Genomic DNA, 14,259 nt, shown 5'->3' with positions numbered 1-14,259 from the left:
CCCCGGACCCCTTTTCCGAATTCTAGGGTGAAGCCATGAAGATTCTGCTGACCGGCACCGCATCCGATTCCCACACATGGAATCTGGTCTATCTGCAGCTCCTCCTGGAGGAGCTGGGACACCGGGTCGTCAACATCGGCCCGTGTGTGACGGACGACCTCCTGACCGCCGCGTGCCACACGCACACGCCCGGTCTGGTGGTCATCAGCAGTGTCAACGGGCACGGCTACCGCGACGGCCTCTCGGCCGTGCGGCGGCTGCGTGCCGAGCCCGGTCTCGGCACGACGCCCGTCGTCATCGGCGGCAAGCTCGGGGTCGCCGGGGCGCGGGACCACGAGCGGGCCGCCCAGCTCCTCGCGGCGGGCTGCGACGCGGTGTTCGACGACGGCGACGTCGCCGGGCTCCGTACCCTCGTCGCCGGGCTCGACCGCGCCGGGTCCCTCCGGGTCACGGCATGACCGGCGGCACCCTGGCCCCGGCCCCCCGCCGGGGGACGACGGGTACCGCCGAGGCTCCGGGCGCCCCGCTCGCCCCCTCGTTCGGGGCGTTCGTGGCCGCCGCCGCGGCCGACGGCCGGCTGGTGGTCCAGCCCCGGATGGGCTTCAGCGACCCGGCCGCCATGCGGACCGGTCTCGCACGCACCCGGGCCGCGGCGGCCACGACCGTGGGCACCCTCACCATCGACAGCTACACCCGCGTCGGCGACGCGGCGGCCGCCCTCGCCTCCCTCGCCGAGGGAGTGCCGCTCAACGGCTACCCGATCGCCACCCACCCGGCGGCCCTCACCCGTGAGCTGCTCTCCGGCCTGTCGGGCCCGGCCTTCCCCGTGCAGGTCCGGCACGGTTCGTCCCGCCCCGAGGCCATCATCCGGGCGCTGGCGGCGGCGGGCCTGGACGCCACCGAGGGCGGGCCCGTCTCGTACTGCCTGCCCTACGGCCGCACCCCGCTCGCCGAGTCCGTCGAGAACTGGGCACGGGGCTGCGAACTCCTCGCCTCCCTGGTCCCGGAGCCCCGGGTCCCGCACGTGGAGACCTTCGGCGGCTGCATGCTCGGCCAGCTCTGCCCGCCGGGCCTGCTGGTGGCGCTCAGCCTCCTGGAGGGCCTGTTCTTCGTCCGGCACGGCATCCGCAGCGTCTCGCTGAGCTACGCCCAGCAGACCGACCCGGTCCAGGACGAGGAGGCGGTACGGGCGCTGCGCAGGCTCGCCGCCGAGTTCCTGCCGCCCGAGGTCGACCGGCACGTGGTGCTGTACACGTACATGGGCGTCTTCCCCCAGACCGCGCACGGCGCGACCCGGCTCCTGGAGGCGTCCGCCCGGATCGCCGTCCGCGCCGGGGCGCACCGGCTGATCGTGAAGACGGCCGCCGAGGCGCACCGCATCCCGACGGTCGACGAGAACGTGCGCGCCCTGGAGACGGCCGCCTCGACGGCGGTCCTGACGGAGCGTCCGCCCGGCGGCGCCGGACCCGACCGGCCCGAGGACCCCCGTGGCTCCGACACCGAGGTCTACGCGGAGGCCCGCGCCCTCGTGGAGGCCGTCCTCGACCTGGACGGCGACCCGGGACGGGCGCTGCGGACCGCGTTCGCCCGGGGCCATCTCGACGTCCCCTTCTGTCTGCACCCCGACAACGCGGGCCGGTCCCGCAGCTTCGTCGACGACCGGGGGCGGCTGCGCTGGTCGGACGCGGGGCGGATGCCGGTGGCGTCGTCCCTGGTCGCCGGTGCCCGCTCGGCGCTCACCTCGGACGGGCTGCTCGCGGCCCTCCACGGTGTCGCCGGCCGCTTCGACCACGGCCTCGACGGCCCGGACACTCCATGAGCCCGGCCCCTCCCCCGAACTCCACGCGCCTCCCGGGCTCCGTGTCCCTCCCGGGCTCCACACCTCCCCCGGGCTCCACACCTCCCCCGGGCTCCACACCTCCCCCGTACTCCGCGCCCCTCCCGTACTCCGCGCCCCTCCCGGGCTCCACGCCTCTCCCGGGCCTCGGCCCGGTCGCCTCGTCCCGCGTCCCCGCCGTTCCCCTCCCCGACCCGACCTCCTCCCGCCCGTACCCGTCCGAACGGAGTCGTCCCATGGTCCAGTCCGTCCCCACCCCGCAGCTGCCGCCGCCCCTCGGCGAACACCTGCGCTCCCCCCAGCTGCGCGCCGCGATGCTGGTGCAGCAGGAAGCCCTCCACGCGGCACGGGAGTTCCTGCGAGGCGAGGGCTTCACCGAACTCCTGCCGCCGCTCGTCGGCCCGGTCACCGACCCGGGCGGGCGCGGTGCGAAGGCCCTCGACGTGGACTACTACGGGCACCCGTACAAGCTGATGACCAGCGCGATCCTCTACAAGCAGGCTTCGCTGCGGGGCTTCCCCCGGCTCTTCTACATCGCCCCCAACGTGCGGGTGGAGCCGGAGGAGACCGCCTCGACCGGACGGCACCTCGTCGAGTTCCACCAGATCGACGTGGAGATCGCCGGGGCCAGCCGCCAGGACGCCCAGGACGTGGCCGCGGGGATGCTGACGCACATCGTCGAGCACGTGTGGACCACCGTCCCCGACGTCCTCGCCGAACTGGGCCGGGACGAGATGGACTTCGCCGAGCTGCGCACCGGGAAGTTCGACACCCGCACCCATGAGGAGGCGGTCGCCCGGCTGGTCTCCGGCGGGCACCCGCAGAGCCCGGACGCCGAGATCGACTGGACGGGCGAGCGCATCCTCTCCCTGGAGGCGGACCGGCCGTTCTTCGTCAACGACTACCCGAAGGGCTCGCGCGGCTTCTACGACCGCGAGGACCCCGAGAACCCGGGCGTGCTGCGGAACTTCGACCTGCTGGCGCACGGCGGCTACGGCGAGCTGGTCAGCGGCAGCGAGCGCGAGGCCGACTACGCCACGATCGTCACCCGGATGCGGGAGAGCGGCGAGAACCCCGCCAAGTACGCCTGGTACCTGGACCTGGCGCGGGAGGGCATCCCGGCCAGTGCCGGATTCGGCATGGGCCTCCAGCGGCTGGTCCGCTTCCTCACCGGGCTCGACTCGCTCTGGCAGGTCAGCGCCTACCCGAAGCTCCCCGGGGTGGTGGCTCCGTGAGCGGGCTGCGGGCAGCGGGCTTCCCCGAGGACGCGGTGCGCGCCCGGGCCCGCCGGGGCACGGCCGAGGTGTTCCCCCCGGCGGACGGCTACGGCACGGAACTGTACGGGCAGAGCGGCGGCGCCTCCCCGGACGCCCGGGAGGCCCCGGCCCCGTCCCCGGACGAGCTGGACCGGGCCCGGATCGCCCCGCCGGTGTTCATGCCCCGGCGTCTGGAGAAGCTGATCGAACTGGGCCGGGAACCGGGCCACGACGACGTGGATCTCCGTACCCATGTGGGTGGCTTCACCAGCGAACTCCCGCTGTTCCTGTCGGCGTTCGGGTCCACGCGGGTGGGCAGCGGCGATCTGGGCGTGGCCGCGAGCGCACAGGCCGCGCGGCTCGGCATCCCGATGGTCGTCGGGGAGAACATGGTGCCGGTGCACGGCTACCGGCGCGGCGCCGGGGACGGGATGCGTTCGGCGCTGCTCGCGCGGATCTCGGCGTACACCGAGAACGTCGCCGACGGGGTCGGCGGGGTGGTCGTGCAGCAGTCCACCGAGGACGCCGACTCCGAGGTGTGGAACCTCGTCTACAGCGACCCGGGGACCCGGCCGCTGCTCGAATCGGGGCGTCTCGCCTTCGAGTTGAAGACCGGCCAGGGCGCCAAGCCGGGCCTGGGCGGGATGACCGTGGTGGGCCGGGCCGACGCCGAGCGGCTCGCGGGCCGGTTCACCGTACGGGACGTGCTCGGCGGCGAGGAAGCGGGCGGGGCGGGGGACGAGGGGCACCGGCTGCGGTGCGCCACGCCCGGCACGTTCACCGAGGAGATCGTCCGCCAGCAGCTGCGGTTCATGCGGAACAACTTCCCCAAGGCCCGTATCTGGGTGAAGTTCCATCCCGGACGCGATGTGGCGCGGGCGGCGGCGACCGCCTGGGGGGCCGGTGCGGACGCCGTCACCGTCGACGGCGCCGAGGGCGGTACGGGCTGGGCTCCCCGGGTCTTCCTCGACCAGGTCGGACTGAGCCTGGCGGACTGCCTGCGGCTGATCGCCGCTTCGGGCGGGCGCCCGGCCGGTGCCCACGGCTGTCTGCTCGCCACCGGACGCATGTGGGAGGGCGGCCGGGCGGTGCGCGCCCTCGCCCTCGGCGCCCGGGCGGTGGGGCTCGGCAGGGCGGCGCTGATCGCGGTGGACGAGGACCCGGAGCACGGTCTCGTCCGGCTGGCCGAGGCCCTCGCCCTGGAGACCCGCCTCCTGGTGAGCGCCCTCGGCAAGTACGCGGCGGACGCGCTCGCGCCGGAGGACCTGTGGTGGCCCGGGGGCGGGCCCGCCGGAGGTGCGCGGGTGCCGGTGCCGGCCGCGCTGGACGCGGGCGGCCCGTCATGACCGCGCCGTGTCCCGCGCGGGCCGGGCGCGGGCCGGGCGGGCCCCGTCCCGGCGGTCGCCCCGGCACCACCGGGACGGTCCTGAGCGCGGGTCCCCACACCGTGCGGGCCCGGTTCGCGCTCACCGAACTGCCCGTGATCACCGTGTGCCCGGAGGACGCGGGGGCGGCCTGCGCGGCGGTGGGGCGGGCGCTCCGGGCGGCGGGCCGGGGCCAGTTGGGGGGCCGGCTGGAGCTCCGTACCGGTGGGCCCGCCCCCCGGACGGCCCGGCAGGCGGCGGCCGTGGAGGCCGTGGAGCGGCGGGTGGCGGCCCTGGCGGTCGCCTCGGCCCTGCGCGGCGGATCCGGCACGGCGTCGCTGCGGGTCCGCCCGGCGGACTGAGGGACACCGGGGGCCACCCCGGCTCCGCGCCGCCGGGAGACCCTCCCGTGTCCTGCGGGCCCGGAGGACGGCCAGTCCGTCCGCCCCCGCCGCCGCCCGGACGTCGGCGAACCGCCGGACCGGGTTCCGGCACCGTCCGCCGCCCCCGCGCGGCGGCCCGGGCCACCGGGGCGGGGTCCCCTTCCGAACATCCCCGACCACCCGCCCGTCTGCTTCCGCGTCCCCGGCATCGGCATCCCTGACACCGGCACCCCCGGCATCGGCACCCCTGACGTCGGCAGCCGGACACACCGAACATCCCTGACACCGAGAGAAAGAGCACCCATGTCCACGACATCCCCGGCGACCGTGCACTGGGGCAAGGTGGGCGCCCTGGTGGGCGGCCAGGCCGCGGTCCAGGGCGGCAGTTTCGCCCTCCTCATCGCCATGAACTGGACCGCCGTGCAGCTCGGCGGCACCCGGGCCGTGACGCTCCTGATGCTGGCGGCGACCGTCCCGCGCGCCCTCATGCTGATCTTCGGGGGTGCCGTCTCGGACATCCTCGGCCCCCGGATCGTGCTGCTGCGGGCCACCTCCGCGCGGGTCGTCGTCCTGGCGGCCGGGGCGCTGGTGGTGGCCGGGACCGACCGGCTGTGGCCGCTGGCGCTGGTGGCCGTCGTCGAGGGCTCGCTGCTCGGTCTGACCGGACCGGCCTCCGGGGTGCTCATGCCCCGCTTCGCCGCCCGCGAGCACCTGGCCCGCGCCAACTCGCTGTACGCGATGGTGCTCCGGGTCGCGCCGATCGCGGGCGCGCCCGCCGGGGCGTGGCTGATCACCGTGGGGCACCTGTGGGTGGCGCTCGCGGTGGCGGCGGGCACGTGCGCGGTGTGGCTGGTGTGCGCCGCGTACGTCACCCGTGGCTTCGCCAGGCCCCGGCGGGAGCCGGGGGTGTCCCTGGTGAAGCGCTCGGGCGACGGCATCCGGCTGCTGAGGGCGCGGCCCCGGTTGCGGTGGATGTTCCTGGCCGCCTTCACCATGGACCTGGCGTTCAGCTGGCCGGCCGAGGTGGCGCTGCCGCTGCTCGTCACGGAGCGCGGCTGGGGTGTCGGCGCGGTCGGGTTGATCCTCGCCTGTTTCGGTGCGGGGGCGCTCGGTTCGAGTGCGCTCGGGGCGGCCTTCGCGCACCGCGTGCCGCTGTTCGTACGGCTGGTGCTGGGTGGTGTCGGTCTCGCGGCGGGCATCGTGGCGATGGCGCTGATGCCGTCGGTGGCGACGCTGGCCGCGGTGGCCGCCGGGGTCGGCGTGCTGTCGGGGATCAACGGTCCGGCGATCGTGACGTTCTATCAGCAGGCCTCTCCCGAGGGGCAGATGGGGGCGGCGATGTCCACCCTCGCGCTGGCGGGCATCGGTACGGCCCCGGTGTCCATCGCCCTGTTCAGCACGGTGTCGCTGGGCCTCGGGGTGGAGCGGACCTGGCTGCTCTGCGGTGCGGTGGCCGTGCTCTCCCCGGTGTTCGCGCTGTGCGCGCTGCGGGCCCCGGCCGCGGCGCCCCAGGCTACGGCCGTGTCCCTGCCCGACGACTCCCCCGCCACGGTGTGAGGATGCCATGACCGAACTGATCGTTCCGCGTACGTCCCCGGCCGAGCCCTTGGTCCCGGCCGCGCTGGCCGCCGTGTACGTGGCTCCGCCGCCGACCGGCGAGCTGTCGCCCGGTGTGCCGCGGGTGTGGCTGGTCGACACGGTCACCCACCGGGTGACGGCGGCCCGTCACGCCCCGTCCGTGCTGGACCGTCAGGAGCTGGCGCGGGCGGCGGAGTTCCTGCGGGATGCCGACCGGGACTCGTACCTCTGCGCCCATGTGGGGCTGCGGCGGCTGCTCGGCTCGTACCTCGGGCTGCCGCCCCGGGAGGTGGAGGTCTCACGGGCGCCGTGCCCGGGGTGCGGGGAACCGCACGGGCGGCCGGTGCTGCCCGGGGACCGGCTGCACTTCTCGCTGTCGCACTGCGAGGGGCTGAGCCTGCTGGCCTTCGCCACGAGTCCGGTGGGGGTGGACGTGGAGGCGGTGCCGCCGCCCGCGACGATCGCGGAGACCGCCGATGTGCTGCACCCCCGGGAGGCGGCCGAGCTGGCCGCGCTCCCGGAGGCCGAGCGGGCCCTCGCCTTCACCCGGGTGTGGACGCGCAAGGAGGCGTATCTGAAGGGTCTCGGGGTGGGCCTGTCCGAGGATCCGGCGGCCGACTACGTCGGTTCGGGGCCGCTCCCGGCGCCGCTGCCCGGCTGGTCCCTGACCGATGTCAGGGTCCCGCCGGGGCACTGGGCGGCGGTGGCCCTGAGCGTCCCGCCCTCGGACGGGTGACGACGGGTCGCGGCCCCCGTCCCGGCCGGTCGGCGGGGAGGAGGGCCGCCACCGCGCCGAGCATCAGTTCCAGGGCGAAGGGGTAGCCGCTGCCGCTCATGTCGGCGGCGAGCAGCGGGAAGGTCGCGGCGACGTGCGGGTGGGTGTCGGGCGACAGCCTGCCGTAGACGGCGTGCCAGACGGCGTCGTCCGCCTCCCGGGCGGCCTCGGGCAGGGCGAGCGCGGCGGCGTCCTGGGCGGCGAAGGCGAGGGCCTGGTCGACGAAGGCGTGGTAGGCGCGTACGGCGAGGGCGTCGGGGAATCCGGCGGTACGGAGGATGCCGAGGATGCGTTCGACGGCCCGGGTCTCGTGGGGACGGCCGGTGGTGCGGTGGGCGGCGAGGACGGCCGCCTGCGGGTGCGCGAGATAGCTCGCGTGGATCCGCAGGCCCATGGAGCGGAGGTCCTCGCGCCAGTCGCCGGTGGCCGTCCAGCCTTCCTGGGCCCGGCCGATCAGCTCGTCCGCGAGGGCGAGGAGGAGGGCGTCGGTGTTGCGGAAGTAGCGGTAGAGGGCGCTGGGGTCGGCGCCGAGGGCGGCGCCGAGCCTGCGGACCGAGAGCGCTTCGGCGCCGTGCCGGGCGACCAGCCGGAGCGCGGTGTCCACGATCAGCTGTTCGGAGAGGACGGCGCCCTGCTTGGTGGGCCTGCGGCGCCGTCGGCCGCTTTCGGGAACGACGCGTTCGGACATGGCCGGAACCTTACGTCAACACCATTGACGTGTAAACGGCCTGGCGGCTTCCATGGCGGCCACCACCCGTCGCCTCACGTTCTGGAGCACGCGCATGGCCAAGGCCGATCTGGTCTTCACCCGGGGCCCCGTCTTCACGGCCGACCCGGCCCGTACCCGGGCGTCCTCGCTCGCCGTCGTCGGCGACCGGATCACGGCCGTGGGCCACGACGAGGTGCGGGAGCTGGTCGGGCCCGGCACCGAGGTGGTGGACCTGACCGGGAAGCTGCTGCTCCCGGGTTTCCAGGACGCGCACGTGCACGCCGTGTTCGCGGGGATGGAGCTGGCCGAGTGCGATCTGACGGGGACCGTCGGCGTCGGCGACTATCTGGAGCTGGTCCGGGCGTACGCGGACGCGCACCCGGAGCGGGCGTGGATCACCGGCGGCGGCTGGTCGATGGAGAGCTTCGACGGCGGGCTGCCGACCCGGCAGCTCCTCGACGCGGTCGTCCCGGACCGCCCGGTGCTGCTGTCCAACCGTGACCACCACGGCGCGTGGGCCAACACCCGGGCCCTCGAACTGGCGGGGGTCACCGCCGCCACCCCGGACCCCGCCGACGGCCGGATCGAGCGCGAGGCGGACGGCACCCCCAGCGGAATGCTCCAGGAGGGGGCGACGGCGCTGGTCGCGCACCTGGTCCCGGCGAGCACCCCGGCGGACCGGCTCGCCGGACTGCTGCGGGCCCAGCGGCTGCTGCACTCGCTGGGGATCACGGCCTGGCAGGACGCCATGCTGGGCAGTCTCGACGGCCGTCCGGACCCTTCGGACGCCTATGTGACGGCCGCGCGGGACGGTTCGCTGACCGCCCGGGTCGTCGGGGCGCTGTGGTGGGACCGGGCGCGGGGCGCCGAGCAGATCCCGGAGCTGGTGGCGCGGCGGGCGGCGTTGAGCACGGGCCGGTTCCGCGCGGGCTCGGTGAAGATCATGCAGGACGGGGTGGCGGAGAACTTCACCGCCGCGATGACCGCGCCCTACCTGGACGGCTGCGGCTGCGCCACGGGCAACTCGGGGCTGAGCTTCGTGGACCCGGCGGCCCTGCGCGGCTACGTCACGGAGCTGGACGCGCTGGACTTCCAGGTGCACTTCCACGCGCTGGGCGACCGGGCGGTGCGGGAGGCCCTGGACGCGGTGGAGGCGGCGGTGGAGGCCAACGGGCGGCGGGGGAACCGCCACCATCTGGCCCACCTCCAGGTGGTGCACCCCGAGGACCTGGGCCGGTTCGCCGCGCTCGGCGCGATCGCCAACATCCAGCCGCTGTGGGCGGCCCACGAGCCGCAGATGGACGAGCTGACGATCCCGTTCCTGGGCCCGGAGCGGTCGGCCTGGCAGTACCCGTTCGGCGATCTGCTGCGGGCGGGCGCCACGCTCGCGGCGGGCAGCGACTGGCCGGTCAGCAGCCCGGACCCGCTCGCGGGCGTCCACGTGGCGGTGAACCGGGCTGAGCCGGGCTCCTCCGACGGCCGGGTCTTCTATCCCGAGCAGCGGCTCGACCTGACGACGGCGCTGGCCGCCTACACCGCCGGGACCGCCCATGTGAACGGTCTCGACGACACCGGCAGCCTGCGCGTGGGCAACCTCGCCGACCTGGTCGTCCTGGACCGCGACATCCTCACGGCGCCGCCCGGGGAGATCGCGGAGGCGAGGGTCGAGCGGACCTATGTCGGCGGGCGGCTCGTGCACTCCGTCTGACCGGTCCTGAGCGATGAGGCCCGTACGTCGAGCCGGGTCGGGACGAGCGCCCCCGGGAGCTCCCGCCGTCCGTCCTCCAGGACCGCCACCAGATGGGCGACGCCCGCCTCCGCGACGGCCTCGGGCCGCAGGCTGAGCGTGGTCACCGGCGGTTCGGTGTGTCCCGCGGTGACGTCCTCGCTGACACAGACGAGGAGCAGGTCGCCGGGGACCTCGTAGCCGTGGCGGAGGGCCGCCGCCAGGACCAGGGGCGGGCTCGCCTCGGCCACGACCAGGAGGGCGTCGGGGCGTTCCTCCCCGGTGCCCGCCAGCGCGGTCTCGACGGCCCGGACGACCGGGCCGTTGCCCGGTGCGCCGACCCGTACGACCCGCTCCGGCAGGCCGTGGGCGGCGCACCAGGCGCGGTGGGCGGCGTACACCTCGGTGTGGAAGCGGGTCGTGCTGTCGGGGACGACGAGCACGGGCCGTGCGGCGCCCTGGTCCGCGAGGTGGTCGAGGGCTCCGCGCACGGCGGCGCCCGCGTCGACGTCGACCCAGTAGGTGCCGGGCCGTCCTTCGACGGAGCGGTCGCTGAAGACGGGGATGCGGGCGGCGACCAGGTCGTCCACGACCGCGTCACCGGCGACGGGGTCGGCGACGATCACCGCGTCGAGGGACAGGTCGGCCCATTCGCTCTGCAGGGACCCGGCGGGCAGCAGGACCACGGCGTAGCCGCGTCGCAGCGCGGTCGCCGAGGTGGCGGCGGTCAGCCGGGCGAAGTACGGCGACTCCAGGAAGGTCCAGGGGGCGTCGGCGAACTCCCCGATCACGTATCCGATCAACCGGGCCCGTCCCGCGCGCAGATGGCGTGCGGTGGCGTTGGGCCGGTAGCCCATTTCGCGCGCGGTCTCGCGGGCCCTCTCCCGGACTTCGGGGGAGAGCCTCCCGGTGCCGTTGAGCGCCGCCGAGACGGTCGTCTTGGACAGGCCCGCCTCGCGGGCCACGTCGATCAGGCGGACGCGCGGAAGGGGCCCCGTGGGCTGCCCGCCGTTCCGTGGGACTTCGGTCATGGAAACGATGCTGCCACCCTCACGACCTGCGGAGAACCGTTCCCGCAAAGCCTTGTGCGGGAACGTTCCCGCATCAATACTCGCTCCATCCCCCCAGCGCCCGTCACTACACCCGTAAAGGGGTGGGTCTGTATGCGCGTGTCCCGCGTCATCACCCTTCTCTGCTGTACCGCCGCCCTCGCGGCCACCACCGCCTGCTCCGGCGCCACCGTCCCGGGGGCCGGCGCCGGGGGGACCGGTGGTCCCGGACCCTCGGTCACCCCGCTCTCCCCGCCCGCCCGGGGCCCCCTGGACTCGTTCACCTGGTCCCTGTACGCGGAGCCGTACACCCTCGACTACGCCCTCGCGTACGACTACCCGCCGAACACGGTCCTCGCCAACGTCTGCGAGCAGCTCTTCCGCGTCACTCCCGACCTGCGGATCGAGCCCGGACTCGCCCTCAAGTACACCCGGCCCGACCCGCGCACCCTCGTCTACACCCTGCGCCCCGGGGTGAGGTTCCACGACGGCACCACCATGACCGCCGACGACGTCGTCGCCTCCCTGAAGCGGCACACGGACCCGGCGACCGGCTCCCCCTGGGGCTCCGTCTTCAAGAACGTCGACGCGATCGAGAAGACCGGCCCGCTGGAGGTGACGCTCCGGCTCGGCAAGCCCGACGTCTTGCTGAACGAACTGATGGCAGCCTCCCCCGGCACCGTCGAGAGCGCCGCGTTCCTCGCCGAGGCGGGCAAGGACTACGGCACCCCCGGAGGCGGGGTCAACTGCACCGGGCCGTACGCCCTCGACTCCTGGTCGCAGGGGTCCGCCATCACCCTCAAGAAGCACGACGCCTACTGGGACCCGAAGCTGTCCCCGAAGTCCGCCGCCGTGAAGTTCACCTTCATCGAGGACGTCGCCGCCCGCACCAACGCCTTCCGCTCCGGCACCGCCGACGGCGGCTACATGGTCCCCGCCTCCTCCCTCGGACAACTGCGCGCCGGAGGCAGGGGAACGGTCCTCTTCGGCCCCAACACGGCCGCCTCGAACCTCGCCGTGCTCGACTTCCGCGGCCCGCTGCGCGACCTCCGGGTCCGCAGGGCGCTCTCCCTCGCGCTCGACCGGAAGAACATCATCAAGGCCGCCGCCGGTGGTGTCGGCGTCCCCGCCAAGGCGCCCGCCGCACGCGGCGCCTGGGCCCTGGCCCCCGAGCGGACCGCCGCGCTCTTCGACACCCTGCCCGAGCCGGTGTACGACATCGAGGCCGCGAAGAAGCTGGTCCAGGAGGCGGGCGCCGCCGGGCGCACGGTCACGATCGCCACCAGCACCCTCTCGCCCGAGATCAGCGTCGTCGCCAACGCGGTGCAGGCCGCCGGACGCCGGATCGGCCTCGACGTCCGGCTCAGGTCCGTCGCCCCGGAGGCGTACAGCAACATCTTCGTCGACCCGAACGCCCGCGCCGGACTCGACCTCGTCATCACCAACGGCTACGACAACACGCCGGACCCGCTGGAGTTCTACCAGTACCTGCGCACCGGCGACTTCGGGAACTACGGCCGCTGGTCCAACGCCGAGTTCGACGTGGCCTTCGACCGCGCCAACGCCGAGCCCGACCCCGCCGCCCGCGCCGAACGGACCGCCGAACTCCAGCGGATCGCGATGGCCGAACTGCCGATCATCCCGGTGTACGAGGCCCCCTACTCGGTCTTCCTCGGCGAGCGGATCACCGGCGCGCCCACCGGCATCGCCCAGCTGTACTACCCGTGGGCCGCGACGATCGGGGCCGCGAAGCCATGACCCGCTATCTCGTCGGACGGCTCACCGGCCTGCTGTCGGTGCTGTTCGTGACCTCGCTCGTGGTCTTCGGCAGCGTCCATCTGGCCCCCGGCGACCCGGTGTCGTTCCTGCTCCACGGCCGGCCCGCGAGCCCCGAGACGGTGGCCGCCCTGCGCTCCCAGTACCACCTGGACGACCCGCTGCCCACCCAGTACGCACGGTGGCTCGGCGGGGTCCTGAGCGGCGACTTCGGCACCTCCGCCCAGTTCCACCAGGACGTCGCGGGGCTCATCGGCTCCCGGCTGCCCGGCACCGCCCTGCTCGTCGGGTACGCGGCGCTGCTCGTCGCGGTCCTCGGCGTGGCCGCGGGCGTCCTCGCCGCACTGCGGCCGGGACCGCTGGACCGGGCGGTGCTCATGGGCACCGGTGTCGCCACCGCCACCCCGTCGTTCGTCACCGCCATCGTCCTGGTCTCCGTCTTCTCCGTACAGCTGGGCTGGTTCCCCGGGCCCGGTGGCACTCCCACCGGCCTCACCGAACGCCTCCACCACCTGACGCTGCCCGCCCTCGCCCTCGCCCTGACCTTCGCCGGACTGCTGGCCCGGGTGACCCGCTCGGCCATGCTCGACGAACTCGGCCGGGAACACGTCGAGGTGGCGCGGGCCCGGGGCGTCCCCGGCCGGACCGTCGTCCGCAAGCACGTGCTGCGCAACGCGCTGGGCCCGGTCGTCACCGTCGGCGGCACCATGCTCGCCGGACTCCTCATCAGCACGTCCATCGTCGAGACCGCCTTCGACGTGCCGGGCCTCGGCTCGCTGCTCGTCCAGTCGGTCACCGCGAAGGACTTCGCCGTCGTCCAGGCGATCACCCTGCTCAGCGTCGCCGCGTTCGTCCTCGTCAACCTGGCCGTCGACCTCCTCGCGCCCCTCATCGACCCCCGGCTCTCGCTCCACGGGGAAGGCCCCTCATGACCACCACCACCGCCCCGCCGGTGCCGTACCGCAGACCGGGTCTGCGCGGACTGCGCCTGCTCTCCCAGGGGCCCCTGTTCACCCTGTCGGTCGCGGTGCTCGGCGCACTCGTCCTGTCCGCCCTGCTCGCACCGGTCCTCTCCCCGTACGACCCCGAGGCCCTCGACCTGTCGGCCAGCCTCACCGGGACCAGCGGCGCCCATCTCCTCGGCACCGACCAGTCCGGCCGCGACATCCTGTCCCGGCTGCTGCACGGCGCCCGCACCGGACTCCTCGGGCCGCTGCTCGTCGTCGGCGTGTCCACCCTGCTCGGCACCCTCCTCGGGGTCGTCGCGGCCTGGCGCGGCGGCTGGGCGGACTCCGTCCTGTCCCGCTCCATGGACATGGTCTTCGCGATCCCCGGGCTGCTCCTGGCGATCCTCCTGGTCTCCGTCGTCGGCTCCGGCATGACCGCCCCGGTGATCGCGATGGCCGTGGCCTACACCCCGTACGTGGGACGGCTCGTCCGGGGCATCGCCCGGCAGGAGAAGGCCCGCCCGTACATCGAGTCGTACCGGGTGCAGGGCTGGTCCGGCTGGACGGTGTGCGTCCGGCACCTGCTGCCGAACATCGCACCGACCGTCTTCGCCCAGTCCGCGATGAACTTCGGCTACGCCCTGATGGACCTGGCCGCCCTCTCCTATCTGGGCTTCGGCGTGCAGCCGCCGACCGCCGACTGGGGCGCCATGATCAACGAGGGCCAGTCGGCCGTCCAGCAGGGGGCGATGCTGCCCGCCCTCGCCCCCTCGGTGTGCATCGTGCTCGCCGTGGTGGCCTTCGGCATCGTCGGCGAGGGGCTCGCCGACCGGACAGCACGGCGGGAACGGTGAGCACC

At 74.6% G+C, this 14,259-nt stretch carries 13 protein-coding genes; 11 read left to right on the top strand and 2 right to left on the bottom strand.

The window, feature by feature from the left end; translation table 11 throughout:
- Positions 1-35 precede the first annotated feature (35 nt).
- The 7 genes from ACIRQY_RS03365 to ACIRQY_RS03335 all read left to right on the top strand — a co-directional run bounded on the left by ACIRQY_RS03365 (position 36) and on the right by ACIRQY_RS03335 (position 7,154).
- Complete coding sequence (locus tag ACIRQY_RS03365; RefSeq protein WP_403922105.1) at positions 36-458, top strand: cobalamin B12-binding domain-containing protein; 423 nt, start codon at positions 36-38, stop codon at positions 456-458.
- The gene (locus ACIRQY_RS03360) at positions 455-1,819 is read left to right on the top strand and encodes a methylaspartate mutase (RefSeq protein ID WP_403922103.1); all 1,365 of its coding nucleotides are present in this window, start codon (positions 455-457) and stop codon (positions 1,817-1,819) included. The genes ACIRQY_RS03365 and ACIRQY_RS03360 overlap by 4 nt, the downstream gene beginning before the upstream one ends.
- Positions 1,820-2,073: 254 nt before the next feature.
- Positions 2,074-3,072 carry an asparagine synthetase A gene (locus tag ACIRQY_RS03355; RefSeq protein ID WP_403922101.1) on the top strand — a complete coding sequence of 333 codons (999 nt, stop codon included), beginning with the start codon at positions 2,074-2,076 and terminating at the stop codon, positions 3,070-3,072.
- A complete protein-coding gene (locus ACIRQY_RS03350) occupies positions 3,069-4,439 on the top strand; it encodes a glutamate synthase-related protein (RefSeq protein ID WP_403922099.1) in 1,371 nt (456 codons plus the stop codon). Before ACIRQY_RS03355 ends, ACIRQY_RS03350 begins: the two co-directional genes overlap by 4 nt.
- Positions 4,436-4,819: a hypothetical protein gene (locus ACIRQY_RS03345; protein WP_403922097.1), complete on the top strand. Its 384-nt coding sequence runs from the start codon at positions 4,436-4,438 to the stop codon at positions 4,817-4,819. Before ACIRQY_RS03350 ends, ACIRQY_RS03345 begins: the two co-directional genes overlap by 4 nt.
- A 324-nt stretch (positions 4,820-5,143) precedes the next feature.
- The gene (locus ACIRQY_RS03340; RefSeq protein ID WP_403922095.1) at positions 5,144-6,397 is read left to right on the top strand and encodes an MFS transporter; all 1,254 of its coding nucleotides are present in this window, start codon (positions 5,144-5,146) and stop codon (positions 6,395-6,397) included.
- A gap of 7 nt (positions 6,398-6,404) precedes the next feature.
- Positions 6,405-7,154: a 4'-phosphopantetheinyl transferase family protein gene (locus ACIRQY_RS03335; protein WP_403922093.1), complete on the top strand. Its 750-nt coding sequence runs from the start codon at positions 6,405-6,407 to the stop codon at positions 7,152-7,154.
- On the opposite strand, the gene ACIRQY_RS03330 is transcribed toward ACIRQY_RS03335, so the two are convergent.
- Positions 7,093-7,881: a TetR/AcrR family transcriptional regulator gene (locus tag ACIRQY_RS03330; protein WP_403922091.1), complete on the bottom strand. Its 789-nt coding sequence runs from the start codon at positions 7,879-7,881 to the stop codon at positions 7,093-7,095. The two genes, ACIRQY_RS03335 and ACIRQY_RS03330, sit on opposite strands and share 62 nt — an antisense overlap.
- Before the next feature lie 94 nt (positions 7,882-7,975).
- Between ACIRQY_RS03330 and ACIRQY_RS03325 the strand changes: the two genes are divergently transcribed.
- Positions 7,976-9,610, top strand: coding sequence for an amidohydrolase (locus ACIRQY_RS03325; protein ID WP_403922089.1), 1,635 nt, complete (start codon positions 7,976-7,978; stop codon positions 9,608-9,610).
- Here ACIRQY_RS03325 and ACIRQY_RS03320 read toward each other — a convergent pair.
- Positions 9,577-10,659, bottom strand: coding sequence for a LacI family DNA-binding transcriptional regulator (locus tag ACIRQY_RS03320; RefSeq protein ID WP_403922087.1), 1,083 nt, complete (start codon positions 10,657-10,659; stop codon positions 9,577-9,579). The genes ACIRQY_RS03325 and ACIRQY_RS03320 overlap by 34 nt on opposite strands.
- 132 nt (positions 10,660-10,791) lie before the next feature.
- Between ACIRQY_RS03320 and ACIRQY_RS03315 the strand changes: the two genes are divergently transcribed.
- Genes ACIRQY_RS03315 through ACIRQY_RS03305 form a run of 3 tightly spaced genes read left to right on the top strand, consistent with a single transcriptional unit; the run spans position 10,792 to position 14,254 of the window.
- Positions 10,792-12,435, top strand: a complete 1,644-nt coding sequence (locus tag ACIRQY_RS03315; protein WP_403922085.1) for an ABC transporter substrate-binding protein — start codon at positions 10,792-10,794, stop codon at positions 12,433-12,435.
- Positions 12,432-13,385: an ABC transporter permease gene (locus ACIRQY_RS03310; RefSeq protein WP_403922083.1), complete on the top strand. Its 954-nt coding sequence runs from the start codon at positions 12,432-12,434 to the stop codon at positions 13,383-13,385. Before ACIRQY_RS03315 ends, ACIRQY_RS03310 begins: the two co-directional genes overlap by 4 nt.
- A complete protein-coding gene (locus ACIRQY_RS03305; RefSeq protein WP_403922081.1) occupies positions 13,382-14,254 on the top strand; it encodes an ABC transporter permease in 873 nt (290 codons plus the stop codon). The genes ACIRQY_RS03310 and ACIRQY_RS03305 overlap by 4 nt, the downstream gene beginning before the upstream one ends.
- Positions 14,255-14,259: the final 5 nt, after the last annotated feature.

This window comes from Streptomyces sp. NPDC101490, from assembly GCF_044767145.1.
Lineage (GTDB): Bacteria > Actinomycetota > Actinomycetes > Streptomycetales > Streptomycetaceae > Streptomyces.
The sequence above is the reverse complement of the archived record's forward strand: the minus strand, read 5'-3'. Positions and strand labels throughout refer to the sequence as shown.